Here is a 17,320-nt window from a genome sequence, read left to right as displayed (position 1 = left end):
ATATTAATGATAATTTTCTTTATTTTTTTGTTTTATAATGAATTTTATTTGGTGATTAAATAGAAAACTCACCAAACTACTTGTGCTTAGTGAGCTTCCTTATCGGATAAAATATACGTTATGTTGATTTCTTGGACGTTAATCTCCGTATCGTCATATAAAATACAGGGGTTAGCAATAAGCCGAAGAAGGTGACGCCTAACATGCCGAAAAATACCGCGATCCCCACTGCTTGTCTCATTTCAGAGCCTGCTCCAGTGGCTAGTACCAGTGGAATAACTCCAGCAATAAAGGCGAAAGATGTCATCAAAATAGGGCGCAATCTTAGGTGCGAAGCCTCCAATACAGCGGTTAGTGGATCTTTTTCTTGCTTCTCTTGCACTATTGCGAATTCAACAATCAAGATAGCATTCTTCGCCGCAAGACCGACCAGTACAATAAAGGCAATTTGTGTGAAAATATTATTATCCCCGCCGAGCAACCAGACTCCCGTAATTGCTGACAGTAGTGCCATTGGGGCTATTAGTAATACTGAGAATGGTAACGACCAACTGTTATATTGGGCAGCTAATATTAAGAAGGCAAATAGTACTGCTAATGGGAAAATATAGAGAGCAGAATTACCCGCTAATTGTTCTTGGTAAGTTAAATCTGTCCATTCAAAATCCATTCCTTCAGGTAAGGTATCACGTAAGATTTTCTCCATTGCGTTAGTTGCTTGACCAGAGGTATAGCCTGGAGCTGCATTGCCAGTAATATCAACGGAAGGATAGCCGTTATAATGGATCACGCGGTCTGGGCCATTTGTACGAGTAATAGTCACTAATGCACTTAAAGGGATCATTTCGCCATGTTTATTACGCACTTTGATCAGTTCAATATCTTTTGGGTCCATTCTAAATGGAGTATCAGCTTGAACAACAACACGATAGGTACGACCGAAGCGATTGAAGTCATTGACGTAGAGAGAACCTAAATTGATTTGTAAAGCATCGAAGATATCGGTCAGTGTTATTCCTTGAGACTTGGTTTTCTCACGGTCAATATCTACATCTATTTGTGGGGAATTAGTCTGAAAACTAGCCATCATTCCTGTTAACTCGGGTGATTGCATCGCTTTCATAAGGATTTGTTCTTGCACTTGTGCTAATGCATCAAAACCTAGGTCAGCCCTATCTTCGATTTGTACTTTAAAACCCCCCATTGAACCAAGTCCAGGCACAGGAGGTGGAGGAAATATACCAACAAATCCGTCAGGTATCTGGCTGAATTTGCCCATTAAGCGCTCTGCAATCGCATTTGCAGACAAGGAGGGGTCAGTGCGCTCATCAAAAGGCTTGAGCATGGCAAACATGAGGGCAGAGTTAGGCAAATTAACAGGCCCATTCACTGAGAGGCCAGGGAAAGCCACTACATTTTCAACTCCTGGTTCCATCAATGCAAGGCGTGACATTTCTTTGACAACGGCTTCTGTTCTATCGAGAGATGAACCGGATGGTAATTGAGCAACGCCAATCAAATAGTATTTATCTTGTGCGGGAACAAAACCATTAGGCACTACTTTGAAGCCTAATGCGGTTAGCCCAACAAACCCCAGATATAGCACTAGAACAATTAAGCTTCCTCGAATACAACGGCGTACGATTAGAACGTATTTGTTAGATAATGTATTGAAAAAAATATTAAATTTTGTAAAGAAACGACCAAATATTGCATTGATAATACGAGTAAGCCAATCTAACTTTGTATTTTTATCATGGGATTTGAGCAAAATCGCGCTAAGGGCAGGGGATAACGTTAGCGAGTTAATTGCTGAAATAATTGTCGAAATAACAATGGTTAATGAAAACTGACGATAAAATTCTCCTTGTAGGCCAGACAAAAATGCGGTGGGAATAAAAACGGCGGCTAGAACTGAGGTAATCGCAAGGATTGGGCCTGTAACCTCCTCCATTGCCTTAAATGCGGCTTCTTTTGGGGCTAAGCCCTCTGAAATATGCCTTTCAACGTTTTCGACGACGACAATAGCATCATCGACAACTATTCCTATTGAGATAACTAAACCAAATAAAGATAACGTATTTAGAGAAAAACCAAACAGGTACATAAAGGCAAATGTGCCGATTAAGGATACTGGTACAGCGACTAATGGAATAATAGAAGCACGCCAACTTTGTAAAAACAAAACAACAACCAGGACAACTAATATGGTGGCTTCAAGCAGTGTGATGGCGACAGATTTTAAAGAAGCACTGACAAATATGGTTGGGTCATAGGCGATTTTATAATCGATTCCTTCGATAAAGTTAGCTTGTAAACGCGCCATAGTTTCTCTGACTGATTCGGCAACCTCTAATGCATTTGCCCCTGGGCTCATCACAATTTGTAGCCCGACTGCATTTTGCCCATTCAGCAAACTACGAAGTGAATAATTATCGGCACCTAGCTCTAGCCTAGCGACATCTTTTAAATAGGTGGCTTGTCCATCTTCTCCTGAGTGAATAATAATATTGCCAAATTGTTCTTCAGTTGTGAGTCGTCCAAGGGCGTTTATACTAACTTGAAATGATGATGTTGCATTCGGTTGTTGCCCAATAGAGCCTGTAGCAACTTGGACATTTTGTTCTCGAATAGCGGCAACGACATCATTTGCGGTTAGCCCTAATGAGGCTATTTTTGTTGGGTCAATCCATGCTCGCATCGCATATTCACCTTCACCCCATACTAATGCGCTTGCCACTCCAGGTAGTCTTGCGATTTCATCACGGACATTGAGTAATGCATAGTTAGAAACAAACAGAGGTTCGTAGACATTATTAGGCGAATACATATGGACAACCATTAGTACGTCCGGTGAAGTTTTCTCTGTGGTAACGCCAATTTGCTGAACTTCTTGGGGTAAACGGGGAATAACGCGTGATACTAAGTTTTGTACTTGGATCTGCGCGATATCGGGGTCAACATCTTGTCTAAACGAGATTGTGAGCACCATTTTTCCATCGGTTGACATCTGTGAGCTCATATAGAGCATGCCCTCGACGCCATTTACTGCTTGCTCAATGGGGGAGGCAACGGTGTCTGCAATCACTTTTGGGGTGGCACCAGGATAACTCGCAATAACTTGAACTGTCGGCGGTGTTACCGATGGATATTCGCTTAGGGGAAGCTTATAAAAGCTTAATACCCCAGCTATCACTATAAATATTGATAAAACCATAGCGAAAATAGGGCGCTGTATAAAGAAATGAGGAAACTTCATTATTGTTTCTCCTCGACTTCATTGACGGTCAGATGTTTGTTGTTCGTGGTTGACTGAGTTGCTTCTGCTGCTAATGAGGGATGCATAGGAATAGGATTAGGCATGACTTCCATACCGGGTCTAATAAGGCCTTTAATAATAATTTTCTCACCAGCAGTTAAACCGTGATTAATGACTCGGAGGCCGCCAATCATGGCGCCTAGTTCCACAGGGCGATATTCTGCCTTATTATTTTTATCTAGAACGAGGACGTAGTTCTGCCCTTGATTAGAAGCAATCGCTTGGTCATCAATTAAAATTGAAGGTGTTTTTTCTCCTATAGGCAGTTGTGCACGAATAAACGTACCGGGTATCAATTTGCCATCTTTATTGGCGATAACCGCTCTGACTTTTACTGTGCCAGTCGTTCTCTCGATTTGATTGCCAATAAAATTAAGGGTGCCAGTATATTGCGTATGTTTTTCATTTGGTAACCGTATGGTCACTGGAGGTAAAGCTGTCGCGCTATTTTTTATTGTTGACGGCTGTAAACTTGTTAGTTTATGAAAGGTAGTTTCATCAATATCAAAGTAAGCATATATTGGGTCAATAGAAACAATCGTGGTTAAGCGAGTCGCCTCATTCGTATCCCCACCAGTCACTAAATTACCTTCAGTAATAAATGCTCTATCAACTCGACCCGCAATCGGTGAACGGATTTGGGTATAAGATAAATTTAATTTAGCGGACTCTACGGCTGCTTTGGCGGATTTTACTTGCGCATTATTAGCCGAAAGTATAGAAAGGGCATCGTCATAGTCTTTACGGGAAATCGCCCCTTTATTGACTAATCCTTTGAGGCGCTGGTAATTTCGCTGAGCTTGTATGGCTAAAGCTTCTGCTTGGCTTAATTTTCCTTCTGCATCAAGTAGTGCTATTTGAAAGGGTCGCGGATCTATATGAAAGAGTAAATCCCCTTTTTCAACCAGTTTCCCCTCTGGAATTTCTATCGAATTAATGCGTCCACCAACCCGAGGGCGTAAATCCACGATTTTGGGAGACGCTAAATAGCCTGTAAATTCAGAGGAAGGGACAATTTCTTGTTGAATAACTTCTGCTACAGGCACTTTGGGAAGTATGGTGGAACTTGCTGTTTCTGATTTGTTATCATTATTTGCGTCTTGAGCAATAACTAGACCACTTATGCCCATGGCTACAACAAATGTAGCGTATATCCCGATTTTTATTTTCATAATAAACCTTACCTAATTAATTGATCTCATTGTTAGCTTAAAACTTGAATAAGAAATATTTGGGCAGGGTAAAGGTTACAGTAGTTGTAAGGTCAACCGTTTTAATATAATAAGGCTTTAATAGGATATTAAAAATCGAAAAGGAACCTTTAATTAATTCAATTATGATTAATTGACTAAAATATACTGTGCAAAAATAGAAATAAGCTATTGACCTTGTATCTACTTTAAGGTTTTTAATAATAATCATTAATTTAAATACATACTTAAATAAGGGTTAATGATGAAGAAGATGATAGTTTTATTAGCGTTAAGTTTATTTAGTTACCAGGGTTTGGCTTCCGGTAATAAGGTTAACTTTCAGCTGGTATCAAATAAAATAATTGAAAATAATTCCTCAACAGAACCTCACAGAAAAATATTAGTAACAAAGACTTTTGTTGGTGATGCTAGTTTGTCATCAATTGAAATGCAGGCTCAGCAAGAAGCTAAAAAGTTAGGAGCGAGCCGCTATAAAATTGTTGGCGCAAGCGGTGAAAATCAACTTCGAGGACATGTCACATTTTATCAGTAAAGCCATTCGGTTTTATTAAGGAGATGAGCGATGAGTCATCAAACCATTAGAGAAAATGTAATACAAGATATTCTTTTGTGGATCGATATGAATGTAGATAAACCACTACAGATAGCGGAAATCTCTGATAGAGCAGGATATTCAAAGTGGTATTTCCAACGTATTTTTAAAAATACGGTTGGTGTGAGTTTAGGACAATATCTTTTAATCAGCCGCTTGTTAAGGGTATCAACAGATTTGAAAGAAACCAATGATAAAATCATTGATATCGCTTTCAGGTATGGATTTGATGGTCAGCAAGGGCTAACACGAGCATTTAAGCGAGAATTGAAAGTGACCCCTGCTAAATATAGGAGAGAAACAATGCTAAGATATCATGCATAGTTTAGTGAATAGGTTTTAGAAGAAGGAATAGAATTAGCTAGTCATCTGGCTAATTCTATATACCAAAAGAACCAAAAAATACGATACTAATAAATTTAATTATATATTTTAATAATATAGTGGACAAATGAAAAAAATATGTTTTTTTCTTGACCTTACAATGATGGTAAGGATTAGTATTATTGAAAGTTTACAATGGGCTGTATCCGTTTTTAGGTGGTCAATAATGAAAATAGGTGAATTATCAAAACTATTCAACATTCCAAGGGAGACTATACGTTTCTATGAAAAAGAGGGGTTAATTATTCCTCCTAATAGAAATGATAATAACTATCGAAGCTATAGTGAAAATCACATTGAGAGACTAAGGTTTATTAAAAACTGCCGTAGTCTTAATATGTCTCATCGAGAAATAAAAAAACTATTAGACTTAGTGGATAATAATAGTAATGATTGCCAATTAGTTGAATCTGTTATTAATACGCATTTAATTAATGTGAGAGAAAATATTGAAAAATTAATTAACTTAGAGAAGGAACTAATTATTTTACAAGAACATAGTGATGAAATAGGTTCTCGATATAAATGTGGGATCATAAAAAATCTATTATCTAAAGAATATTAGATAAATAAGGATAGCATATTGACTACCCTTATAAGCTTTATAATTACAACGCTTTTAACATACGAATTTCACAGTCGCTATGGCCTGTATTACCTAAAGGGGCATCAATAAATTCAAAACCTAACTTTTCGTATAGCTTAATTGCGGCTTGTAAGTCTTTGGTGGTTTCTAAATAGCAACGGGTATAACCTTGTTGTTTCGCAAACTCCAGTGACATCTGCACAATTTTTTTGGCTAAGCCTTTGCCACGTAATACGGAAGATAAATACATTTTCTGTAATTCCGCTGTTTCGTTATCGCCGCCTGCCAGTTGTGAAACACCGCCGCCACCGACAATTTCCCCATCCATTTCTACCACCCAATAAGCGCTACGGGGTTTGTTGTATACCTCAAATAAGGTATCTAAGATGGGGTCTGCAACGGCAAAGCCTTTATCTGCAGTTAAACCATGTTCAGCAGAAACTTCACGGATCACCGCGGCAATCCCTGCATTATCTTGTTGTTCAATAAGTCGAACGTTATAGTTTTGTGTTGTCATGTGAAACTCTTGATTATTATTGTGTACAACTCAGTGTAGAGAGAACCAGAAGGGAACTTCAATCTGAGAACTGCGAACGCAGTCGTTTGATGATACTCGAATTATTCAGCAAGAAAAAGCCCTTATTAGTAAACCAATAAGGGCTTTCAAGTCGGCTAAATTAATGAACCGTTATAAAGAGGCAATTGTCACTTTTTGCGCTTCAATTTTCGCTTTCGCTTCAATATTAGCGGTTAAACGCTCACGCTCTTTTTCCACTACCGCAGCAGGTGCACGGCTTACAAAACCTTCATTTGCTAGTTTGTTTTCAATGGTTTCGATCTCTTTAACCACCTTTTCCAGCTCTTTATCTAAACGAGCCAGTTCGGCGTCTTTGTCTACTAGACCCGCCATTGGGATCAGTAACTCAGCACCACCAACTAGTTTGGTGACAGATATAGGCGCTTCTTCACCTTCAGTTAATACTGAGATGCTTTCTAAGCGAGCCATTGACTTGATAAAGTTCTGGTTTTCATCGACACGACGTTTCGCATCGGCAGAAGCACCACGCAGCATTACATCGAGCGGTTTACCTGGGGAAATATTCATTTCAGCACGAATATTACGCACGGCGATAATCGCTTCTTTGATCCACTCAAGGTCACTCAGCGCGAGTTGATCCACTTTAGCCGCATCGAACTCAGGGAACGCTTGTAGCATGATAGTATCAGCGTCGATACCTTTCACTACTTTGACGCGTTGCCAGATGGTTTCAGTGATAAACGGAATGATAGGGTGTGCAAGGCGCAGTAAGCCTTCTAATACCTCAATTAAAGTGAAACGAGCCGCACGAACTTGTGCTTCGTTACCTTTATGAACCGCAGGTTTAGACAGTTCTAAATACCAGTCACAGAACTCGTTCCATGTGAAATCATACAGAATACCCGCTGCGATATCGTAACGGTGAGTGTCTAACGCATCGCGGTAAGCTTTCACTGTCTGATTAAATTGTGCCATGATCCAGCGGTCAGCGAGTGAAAAGCTCATCTCTCCGCCGTTTTGGCCGCAATCTTGACCTTCCGTGTTCATCAACACGAAACGGCTCGCATTCCAGAGTTTATTACAGAAGTTACGGTAACCAGACAGGCGTTTCATATCCCAGTTGATATCACGACCTGTTGACGCTAATGCCGCTAAAGTAAAGCGCAGTGCATCGGTTCCGTGGGCTTCAATTCCTTCTGGATACTCTTTACGGGTGCGTTTAGCGATCTTTTCAGCCAATTGTGGCTGCATCATGTTGCCTGTGCGTTTTTCGAGTAAATCTTCCAGAGAAATACCGTCAATCATATCCAGTGGGTCAATAACGTTCCCTTTGGATTTCGACATTTTTTGGCCTTCTTCATCGCGGATCAGGCCTGTCATGTAAACAGTTTTAAATGGAACTTGTGGCTCGCCATTTTCATCTTTAATGAAATGCATGGTCATCATGATCATTCGGGCGATCCAGAAGAAAATAATATCAAACCCACTGACTAATACATCGGTTGGATGGAAAGTTTTCAGTGCATCTGTATTTTCTGGCCAGCCGAGGGTGGAGAATGTCCACAAGCCGGAAGAGAACCAAGTATCTAGAACGTCATCATCTTGACGTAGTGTGATATCTGCCCCTAGGTTGTTTTCACGGCGAACTTCGTCTTCGTCACGACCTACGTAGACGTTGCCTTTTTCGTCATACCACGCGGGGATGCGGTGACCCCACCACAATTGGCGAGAAATACACCAATCTTGGATATCACGCATCCACGAGAAATACATGTTTTCGTATTGGCGAGGAACGAACTGAATACGACCGTCTTCGACAGCTTTGATGGCATCACGGGCTAAAGGCTCAGTACGTACATACCATTGGTCAGTTAGCATTGGCTCAATAACGACACCACCACGATCGCCATAAGGGACGGTGAGGTCATGAGGTTTCACCTCAACGAGTAGGCCTAATTGCTCAAACTCTGCCACAATAGCTTTACGTGCTGCAAAGCGCTCCATGCCACGGTATGCTTCAGGCATTTCGCTGCTATAAGCGGTTGATGGGTTACCGTTAGTATCGAAAACTTCAGCTTCGCTACGTACGTTACCATCTAAATCCATCATGTTAATCATCGTTAACTGATGGCGCTTACCGACTTCGTAGTCATTAAAGTCATGAGCTGGGGTGATTTTCACGCAGCCCGTGCCTTTTTCCATATCTGCGTGCTCGTCACCAACAATAGGAATACGGCGGTTAACAATTGGTAGAATAATTTCTTTACCAATCAAATCTTTATAGCGAGGATCTTCTGGGTTAACAGCAACGCCAGTATCTCCCAACATGGTTTCAGGACGTGTAGTAGCAACGACTAAATAGTCTTTGCCTTCGGCGGTTTTTGCCCCGTCAGCTAATGGGTAACGCAGGTGCCACATAGAACCTTTAACTTCACGGTTTTCAACTTCTAAATCAGAAATTGCGGTGTGCAGTTTTGGGTCCCAGTTAACAAGGCGCTTACCACGGTAAATTAAGTTTTCTTTGTAGAGACGAACGAAAGCTTCTTTAACAGCTTTAGATAAGCCTTCATCCATGGTGAAGCGTTCGCGTTCCCAATCAACAGAGTCGCCTAAACGACGCATTTGTTGAGAAATAGTGCCGCCAGATTCTGCTTTCCATTCCCAAATTTTGTCAATAAACGCATCACGGCCGTAATCGTGACGGTTTTTGCCTTCTTCTGCCGCAATTTTACGCTCAACGACCATTTGAGTCGCGATACCTGCGTGGTCAGTACCTGTTTGCCATAAGGTATTTTTACCTTGCATACGTTGGTAACGGATCATGGTATCCATGATGGTTTGTTGGAAGGCATGCCCCATATGCAGGCTACCAGTGACGTTCGGTGGTGGAATGACGACACAGAAGCTATCTTGGGTGGTATCCCCATTAGGTTTGAAATAACCGCTTTTCTCCCAGTGAGCATACAGTGATTGCTCAATTTCTGCGGGGTTATAGGTTTTATCGAGCGAAGGCTCATTCATTGGGCTATCTGGTTTCTTTTCCATTATCTTTTGTATTCAGTAAGTTGGCGGCGCCGCCATAGTCAAATTGAAGCCGACGCTACGGTATATTTTGTACCGCTCACGCGCCAACTGTTTTAAAGTTTCATCAATAGGTACGAAGTCTATCACTTCATGGAAAGCCGTGGCAAAATCTGCGAACTGATTTTGTAAATTAATCAGTATATCACGTGGCGTATTTCCCCGTTTGGCAGGCCAACAAATTTCAATAGGCGCACCATAACGAGGGCCTTCACCCGCTAAATTATGGGGAACAAACTGATGTGGGTCACGCTGCCACAAGGTTTCATCTATTTTTTCTGCCTGTTGCTGCGTTTCGCAAGCAATCAGAACTCGCTTCCCATTACGCCACAATTGAGCAGCAAGCTCGCAAGCTAGCCATTCATGGGCTTCAAGATCAGGAAGCGGTGAGGCTTGTGTTAGTTGGTAAAATGTACCTTTTTTCATATACCCATTATACCCGTCATACTTCAGTTTGTAGGGGTGTTGGCTACGCTCTTTCGCCTTAGTCACATACTTAGGTATGCTCCTAAGGTCTCAGTCGCTTGCCGCCTACCTACAAACTGAATTATCTAGGGTATAGCTTAAATCGCTACCCTTCAATTTGCAGGGGTGTTAGCTATGTTTTTCGCCTTAGTCACCTACTTAGGTATGCTCCTAAGGTCTCAGTCGCTTGCCGCCTACCTACAAACTGAATTATCTAGGGTATAGCTTAAATCGCTACCCTTCAATTTGCAGGGGTGTTAGCTACGTTTTTTCGCCTTAGTCACCTACTTATGTATGCTCCTAAGGTCTCAGTCGCTTGCCGCCTACCTACAAACTGAATTATCTAGGGTATAGTTTAAATCGCTACCCTTCAATTTGCAGGGGTGTATTTTGGTAACCAAGCGCAGTATATATCTATGCTTAATTATATCCTTTTTTATAGCTGCCTCAAAATGGCTTTCTCAGTGCCTTGAAAACCAAAAAACAATATCCCGAATCACTATTGCTCATCGGGATATTTTTATGGACGAGATACAGCTAAATCATTTAAATGGGATTACTCATCACCATTTAAACCCGCGCGGTTTAGTAAAAACTGCGCTAGCATCGCAACCGGACGACCAGTAGCCCCTTTCGCGGCACCTGAACGCCAAGCGGTACCTGCAATATCAAGGTGTGCCCAGTTATATTTAGTGGCAAAGCGAGATAGGAAGCAGCCAGCGGTAATTGCACCTGCTGGACGACCACCTGTATTCGCTAAATCAGCAAAATTAGGGGTGATTTGGTCAAAATACTCATCCGCTAGTGGTAAGCGCCATGCACGGTCACCCGCTTGTTCCGAGGCATTTAACAGCTCATGAGCTAGTGGATTATGGTTTGACATCAACCCTGTATAATGGCTACCTAATGCAATTACACAAGCCCCTGTTAAGGTAGCGATATCAATAACCAGCTCAGGTTCAAAGCGTTCAACATAGGTGAGTGCATCACACAGAACTAACCGACCTTCCGCATCAGTATTAAGTACTTCAACGGTTTGCCCTGACATGGTAGTTAAAATATCGCCGGGACGATAAGCGCGACCACCAGGCATGTTTTCACAACCTGCTAGTACCCCAATCACATTGATTGGAAGTTGCAATTCAGTGATAAAACGCATCACGCCATACACACTTGCCGCACCACACATGTCGTATTTCATTTCATCCATGCCTTCGCCTGGTTTGATTGAAATACCACCTGAGTCAAAGGTTAACCCTTTACCGAGCAGAACAATTGGCTTGCTGTCCGCATCTGGGTTGCCTTTATATTCCATAATGGACATCAGTGATTCATTTTGTGAACCTTGACCCACTGCTAGATAGGCATTCATTCCCAGCTCTTTCATTTGCTCTTCACCAATCACACGAGTGGTTAGTTTGCTATCTGAAATATCTGCTAGTTGACGAGCTTGAGAGGCTAAGTAACCGGCATTACAAATGTTTGGTGGCATGTTACTTAAGTCTTTCGCAGCTTTAACCCCTGAAGCAATGGCTAAGCCATGGGAAATCGCGCGCTCACCACTGGTCAATTCACGGCGTGTTGGGACATTAAACACCAGTTTGCGTAGTGGGCGACGGTGCTCTGTTTTATTACTTTTTAGTTGGTCAAACACATACAGCGATTCTTTTGCTGTTTCGACTGCTTGACGTACTTTCCAGTAGTTATTGCGGCCTTTTACATGTAATTCAGTTAAGAAACATACGGCTTCCATTGAGCCTGTTTCATTCAGAGTACTAATTGTTTTCTGAATAATTTGTTTAAATTGGCGTTCATCTAATTCGCGCTCTTTACCACAACCGATAAGCAGAATGCGTTCAGACAGAACATTTGGTACATGATGGAGTAGCAGGGATTGCCCTACTTTACCCTCAAGTTCGCCGCGGCGCAGCAGGGCGCTGATATATCCGTCACTAATTTTGTCCAGCTGTTCAGCAATTGGGGACAGACGGCGTGGTTCAAAGACTCCGACAACAATACATGCACTGCGTTGTTTTTCCGGGCTACCACTTTTTACACTAAACTCCATGCGTTCTCCTGAATCTTAAAGACAAAGGCCGATGCTCCCGCTAGAATTAGCGTTTCGCATGATCTACCTCATAGAGAATGAACTCTTTATGTTAAACTGACCATCTATACGCGAAATAAACCAAGTTGTATGCTGTTTATCGCGATACAACTACGAAGTATGGCGAGTATATTTGGTTTCGCGAATATTAAGCATGTTCTGATATTTTAATCAGTATAGAGAATGCTTTTATATCATTCTAGCCATACAATAAACTAGAGTATATGTTAGTAAATGGCAGACATTGAACGAACTTAGCCATTTTCTACCCAAAAGACAAGTTTTCACAGGCGTAATAAGCGTGATCATTATTAGATATTTGGTACGGGAAACCCTGAAAAGTCAGTTAGCCATACTTTTTGTATTGATGCTAATCTTTTTTAGCCAGAAGTCGATAGATATTCTGGGCGCTGCCGTTCAGGGCAATATTCCATCAAACTTAGTACTTCCTTTACTGGGGTTAGGTGTGCCTGAAATGGCGCAACTTATCTTACCTTTAAGCCTATTTCTTGGGCTATTGATGACCTACAGTAAGCTTTATACTGAAAGTGAAATTACGGTAATGCACGCCTGCGGTTTAGGGAAAAGTGTTTTGGTCAAAGCGGCGTTAGTGCTGGCCATGATTACCGCCATGGTGGCAGTTGCCAATATTACGTGGATGCTACCGTGGTCATCTCAATATCAAGAACAAGTGTTAGCGGATGCTAAAGCTAACCCAGGTTTAGCCGCAATGGTGGAAGGGCAGTTTAAAACCACAAAAGACGGCAACTATGTTTTGTATATTGGTGATGTAAAAGGGAGTAATTTCAAAAATGTTTTCCTAGCGCAGTTACGTGCTGCGAATGAACAGCGCCCTTCTGTAGTGGTTGCCGAAAGTGGCTATATGAAGGAAGACCCTGATGGCCGTCAAGTGGTTATTCTTAATGAAGGGACCCGTTACGAGGGGACGGCATTATTACGTGATTTTCGTATCACTGACTTTGTCAATTACCAAGCCATAGTCGATCATCAAACAGGTGAGGCTCGTAATGACCGCGTTGAGCAAAAGAATATGCTGCAATTGTGGAATGAAAATACACCTGAAGTGAATGCAGAGTTTCATTGGCGTTTAACGATTGTTTTCTCGGTTATCGTCATGGCTTTAATGGTGGTACCTCTAAGTGAAGTGAACCCACGTCAAGGTCGGGTGCTAAGTATGTTACCTGCGCTGCTGTTGTACCTCATCTTCTTTTTGCTGCAAAGTACGTTACGCAATAGTGCAGATAAAGGTGATATTGACCCAAGGTATACCATGTGGGCAGTGAACTTAGGGTATTTAGTCTTAGCGGTGATCCTCAATGCATGGAACACTGTTCCTATGCGCCGTATGCGTCTTAAATTGAGTAAAGGGGTTGCCTGATGTTTGGTGTTTTAGATAGGTATATCGGTCGGACCATCCTAAATTCTATTTTGGTGACGCTTTTTTTATTGGTTTCACTCGCTGGGATTATTAAATTTGTCGAGCAACTGCGTAAAGTAGGTGATGGTGATTACACTGCGTTGAGCGCGGGGGTTTTTACTTTACTTACGGTACCAAAAGATATTGATGTTTTCTTCCCGATGGCGGCCTTATTAGGGGCGTTAATGGGCTTAGGTGCACTCGCTTCACGTAGTGAGCTGGTGGTCATGCAAGCTTCTGGTTTTACCCGTTTACAGATTGCCCTTGCGGTGATGAAAACGGCTATCCCTCTGGTTATCGTGGCGATGTTCATTGGTGAATGGATTGCACCAGCCGGTGAGCAATGGGCGAGAAACTACCGTGCAGAAAAAATCGTTGGTAATTCATTAGTGGTTACTGACGAGGGAATGTGGGCAAAAGATGGCCGCGACTTTATACACATTCAGCGTATTAATAACGCAACATCGATTCAAGATGTATCGATTTACCGTTTTGATAAGCAACAAAAACTTAACTCGGTGATGTTTGCTTCAAGTGGGGAGTATGACACGGCAAATAAACAGTGGGTGTTATCTCAAGTGGATGAGTCAATATTAAGCAGTGAGAAAAAAATTACGGGTTCACAGCGGTTGACGGTTGACTGGAAAACTAACCTTACCCCAGAAAAACTAGGGATAGTTTCTTTGAATGCGGATTCGTTATCTATTCGTGGCTTATATCAGTATGTTTCTTATTTGAAAGAAAGTGGTCAAGTTGCAGCTGTTTATGAATTAAGTATGTGGAAAAAAATATTGGCGCCACTCTCTGCCGCTGTCATGATGTTAATGGCCGTTTCGTTTATTTTCGGGCCATTACGCACCGTACCAATGGGGGTACGTGTTATTTCAGGTATTGTGGGCGGCTTCTTATTTTATGTGCTAAACCAAGGGTTTGGTAACTGGAGCCTTGTTTATTCAGTACCACCGATTATTGCAGCTATCTTGCCAAGCTTATTGTTCCTAATTGTCAGTATTGTTTTATTAGTGAAACGAAAATAGCGTTTTATAGGTCATTAAAGGCTGTGTATCTTCGGGTATCACAGCCTTTTTCTTTGTCGTCATTTACTTAGTAATAAGTTTCCTAACTTACTGATAATTCGTAATAGTTTATTCTGAGGACGGAATAAAACTTGTTGTTGCCTATTATCTGCAGATGTACTGATATATTCACCTTTAATCCCAATAACATTCAATCGACTTTTATTCGCTAACTGTTGAGCACAAGAAAAATACCGCCATTCGCCGTATATGACTGGCGAATAAGATAAGCTTTTTTCCATTCTTGCTCTGTGAATGCGATTTGTACTTCTTTTCGTGCTTCACTGACAAGTTTTTTATATTCAGGTGTTTGTTCTAATTTCTTTTGATTGTTTTTTAAAGGATGAGAATTGAGTGATCCAAGATTTATTTCTACTGATGTCGGTTTCTGCGGGGCAGGGAATATGTTTTGGTGGTTATGGATTCTTCTAAGTTGGAGAACCAACTCAGAAACGTTGCCCTGTTTAATGGTACAGGGCCGTGTTATATGATGTAAAAAAAATGGAGAAGTACGCATTTTAATTCCTATTCATCAAGTAGAAGAGGGATTAAGATTAGCCTTGAATCAGCTTACAACATTGCATAAAACGATTATAAATATAAGAAATAGCTTGAATAATAGGGCATTAATACTGTTATTATTAACCAACTATTGCGTAACCTAATGCACTGATAAAGGCGACTACCCTTGTTTGGGGTTGAAATAACTTTTTTCTGGCTCCTGAGATATGACTTTGGTTATCAATAGCTAAAATATTTTGGCGACTCCGGTTTGCTAATTGCTGAGCAAGTGAAAAAAATCCACCTTTCATACTATTTTGTCGTTTAAATTTAAAAGCCGTTTGGCACTTTTCCCGATATATTCGCCTTTCTTCTTGTCGGTAAGCTTTGATAGCTTGTAATTCTGAGCCATCTAAATATTTGTAGGGGTATTGAGTAGCAATAGACCTATTCTCTACGTACTCTGGTTTTTTAGTACAATGGCCTCTAATACTATTCAAAATTTCTATCAATTCAAATTGGCTAATTTTCGGGTATTGTGTAGCCTGACAACTTAATGTTATCGCGTGGTTTTTTGTTTTCATTTTAGCTCTGGATGTGTTAATGGAAGGCTAAAAGATTATCGGGAATTTGAATGAATTGATTTTAAAAATGGGTAGTAAAATTATCAAAAACAGCCTGAATATATCAGGCTGTTGTCGCAATTAATGCGATAATGCGGGTAAATCCACGTTTTAGGGTCGGGGTGTAACTCGCCATTGTTTGTAATGCTTTGGCGGTACTCCTTCAATGTTTCCCATATGCGTGGTTAGAAGATAGCGAAGCGACGAGTTCATTAACGCCAATAGTTAACTTACTAAATTTGCTGCTATCTTTTCGGGTCATGACGACAAATACCCCAATGTTTTGCTGTGGGATCATCGCCATATAGGTATTAAACCCACCGCCGCCGCCTGTTTTCTGGTAAATTCCTGGAGTGCCATTCTTCGGTTTCATATACACCCACCCAAGGCCTAACCCATCCGCATGGCCAGCGACGTCCATTCCTTTAATTTCTAACAATTTTTCGCGAGGGAAATAGATGCCTTGCTCACGAGCCGCGGTGACTTTCCTTAAGCTCTTATCTGTCGATAAAAATTGTTGCATCCACTTTTGCATATCTGCTGGGGTTGAATACACACCACCGCTTCCTGCTGCTGCAAGTGTATTATGGCAAGGGCTTGGTTTAGTGCCTTCCATTAAACGTGCACATTGAGCTTTATTGGGTGTATAGGTGGTATTGGTCATTTTGGCTGGGGAGGTGACATAATGACTAAACAATTGTGGGTAAGAATGACCTGATGCTTTCACCATGGCATCAGCTAATAAGTCATATGCAAGGTTAGAATAGGATGCCTCTGTGCCTGGCGTCGCATCTAATTTGCCTGTTTTTAACCATGTCCAGCGGTTATCTTGGGTTGGCCAAATAAATACAGGACGCCCCCATTTTCCGCCTGGTTGCTCACGAGGTAAGCCACTGGTGTGGCTTGCAAGGTGGTAGAGGCGAATCGGCTGCCCACTGGAGTTATCAGGCACAGTAACACCATGATAGGCATATTGTTGCAGCGGGTCAGTAATTAATAACTTTTTGTCTTGTTCAAGCTTGATTAATATTTCACTCGTCATCAATTTAGTAATTGATGCTATGCGAATGAGTGAATTTGGCCCCGGTTTTTTACCATTGCCGGGTGCTGTTTCGCCATAATAACGGGATAAAACTTGGTTATTATCAATAACAATTATTGCCATACCTCTGGCGTCGCTTTCGTTAAAAATACGATTGGCATATAAATCGACAATTTTAGCAACGCGTTCGTAGGTCCTTCTATCTCCTTCAAAAACCTGCCAGTCAGTAGATGCAATATCATTCGTTTGCAGAAATTTTGGTGTTTTTTTGGTCGTTGTTGAACATGCCATCAAGGCTAAAGACAACGCAGATACTGACAGAATTTTTAGTAATGATTTCTTCATGTTTGAAGC

General features: G+C 41.3%; 14 protein-coding genes. 5 read left to right on the top strand and 9 right to left on the bottom strand.

Annotated elements, in window-relative coordinates; all coding sequences use genetic code 11:
* Window positions 1-118: 118 nt before the first annotated feature.
* Both RB151_RS20150 and RB151_RS20145 read right to left on the bottom strand, forming a co-directional pair.
* The gene (locus RB151_RS20150; protein WP_042845692.1) at window positions 119-3,259 is read right to left on the bottom strand and encodes an efflux RND transporter permease subunit; all 3,141 of its coding nucleotides are present in this window, start codon (window positions 3,257-3,259) and stop codon (window positions 119-121) included.
* Window positions 3,259-4,491, bottom strand: coding sequence for an efflux RND transporter periplasmic adaptor subunit (locus RB151_RS20145; RefSeq protein ID WP_048605884.1), 1,233 nt, complete (start codon window positions 4,489-4,491; stop codon window positions 3,259-3,261). Before RB151_RS20145 ends, RB151_RS20150 begins: the two co-directional genes overlap by 1 nt.
* Before the next feature lie 280 nt (window positions 4,492-4,771).
* Here RB151_RS20145 and RB151_RS20140 point away from each other — a divergent pair, with 280 nt between their 5' ends.
* From RB151_RS20140 to RB151_RS20130, 3 genes are all read left to right on the top strand, one after another.
* On the top strand, window positions 4,772-5,065 hold the full coding sequence (locus tag RB151_RS20140; protein ID WP_071548682.1) for a DUF1471 domain-containing protein: 294 nt from the start codon (window positions 4,772-4,774) through the stop codon (window positions 5,063-5,065).
* Window positions 5,066-5,095: 30 nt separating this feature from the next.
* Window positions 5,096-5,449: a helix-turn-helix domain-containing protein gene (locus RB151_RS20135; protein ID WP_042845689.1), complete on the top strand. Its 354-nt coding sequence runs from the start codon at window positions 5,096-5,098 to the stop codon at window positions 5,447-5,449.
* 226 nt (window positions 5,450-5,675) lie between these two features.
* Entirely contained in the window at window positions 5,676-6,074 is a 399-nt protein-coding gene (locus RB151_RS20130) for a MerR family transcriptional regulator (protein ID WP_042845688.1), read from the top strand.
* A 43-nt stretch (window positions 6,075-6,117) separates the two neighbouring features.
* Here RB151_RS20130 and RB151_RS20125 read toward each other — a convergent pair whose 3' ends face one another.
* The 4 genes from RB151_RS20125 to pepA all read right to left on the bottom strand — a co-directional run bounded on the left by RB151_RS20125 (window position 6,118) and on the right by pepA (window position 12,247).
* Entirely contained in the window at window positions 6,118-6,612 is a 495-nt protein-coding gene (locus RB151_RS20125) for a GNAT family N-acetyltransferase (protein ID WP_042845687.1), read from the bottom strand.
* Between the two features lie 171 nt (window positions 6,613-6,783).
* Window positions 6,784-9,654 (bottom strand): valine--tRNA ligase, encoded by a 2,871-nt coding sequence (locus RB151_RS20120; protein WP_181469352.1) that lies wholly within the window; start codon window positions 9,652-9,654, stop codon window positions 6,784-6,786.
* A 36-nt stretch (window positions 9,655-9,690) separates the two neighbouring features.
* Window positions 9,691-10,140: a DNA polymerase III subunit chi gene (locus RB151_RS20115; protein WP_034782118.1), complete on the bottom strand. Its 450-nt coding sequence runs from the start codon at window positions 10,138-10,140 to the stop codon at window positions 9,691-9,693.
* A 595-nt stretch (window positions 10,141-10,735) separates the two neighbouring features.
* Entirely contained in the window at window positions 10,736-12,247 is a 1,512-nt protein-coding gene (pepA, locus tag RB151_RS20110; protein WP_042845685.1) for a leucyl aminopeptidase, read from the bottom strand.
* 340 nt (window positions 12,248-12,587) lie between these two features.
* On the opposite strand from pepA, the gene lptF reads away from it, so the two are divergent.
* Both lptF and lptG read left to right on the top strand, forming a co-directional pair.
* A complete protein-coding gene (gene lptF, locus RB151_RS20105; protein ID WP_042845684.1) occupies window positions 12,588-13,685 on the top strand; it encodes an LPS export ABC transporter permease LptF in 1,098 nt (365 codons plus the stop codon).
* Complete coding sequence (gene lptG, locus RB151_RS20100) at window positions 13,685-14,761, top strand: LPS export ABC transporter permease LptG (RefSeq protein ID WP_071548680.1); 1,077 nt, start codon at window positions 13,685-13,687, stop codon at window positions 14,759-14,761. Before lptF ends, lptG begins: the two co-directional genes overlap by 1 nt.
* Before the next feature lie 208 nt (window positions 14,762-14,969).
* On the opposite strand, the gene RB151_RS20095 is transcribed toward lptG, so the two are convergent.
* The 3 genes from RB151_RS20095 to ampH form a co-directional block, all read right to left on the bottom strand.
* Window positions 14,970-15,317, bottom strand: a complete 348-nt coding sequence (locus RB151_RS20095) for a hypothetical protein (RefSeq protein WP_071548679.1) — start codon at window positions 15,315-15,317, stop codon at window positions 14,970-14,972.
* Window positions 15,318-15,441: 124 nt separating this feature from the next.
* Window positions 15,442-15,885, bottom strand: coding sequence for a hypothetical protein (locus RB151_RS20090; protein ID WP_071548678.1), 444 nt, complete (start codon window positions 15,883-15,885; stop codon window positions 15,442-15,444).
* A gap of 202 nt (window positions 15,886-16,087) precedes the next feature.
* The gene (ampH, locus tag RB151_RS20085) at window positions 16,088-17,311 is read right to left on the bottom strand and encodes a D-alanyl-D-alanine-carboxypeptidase/endopeptidase AmpH (RefSeq protein WP_071548677.1); all 1,224 of its coding nucleotides are present in this window, start codon (window positions 17,309-17,311) and stop codon (window positions 16,088-16,090) included.
* Window positions 17,312-17,320 lie beyond the last annotated feature (9 nt).

Source organism: Providencia rettgeri, from assembly GCF_001874625.1.
In the GTDB taxonomy this organism is placed as follows: domain Bacteria; phylum Pseudomonadota; class Gammaproteobacteria; order Enterobacterales; family Enterobacteriaceae; genus Providencia; species Providencia huashanensis.
This window is presented reverse-complemented; position numbering and strand designations above follow the sequence as displayed.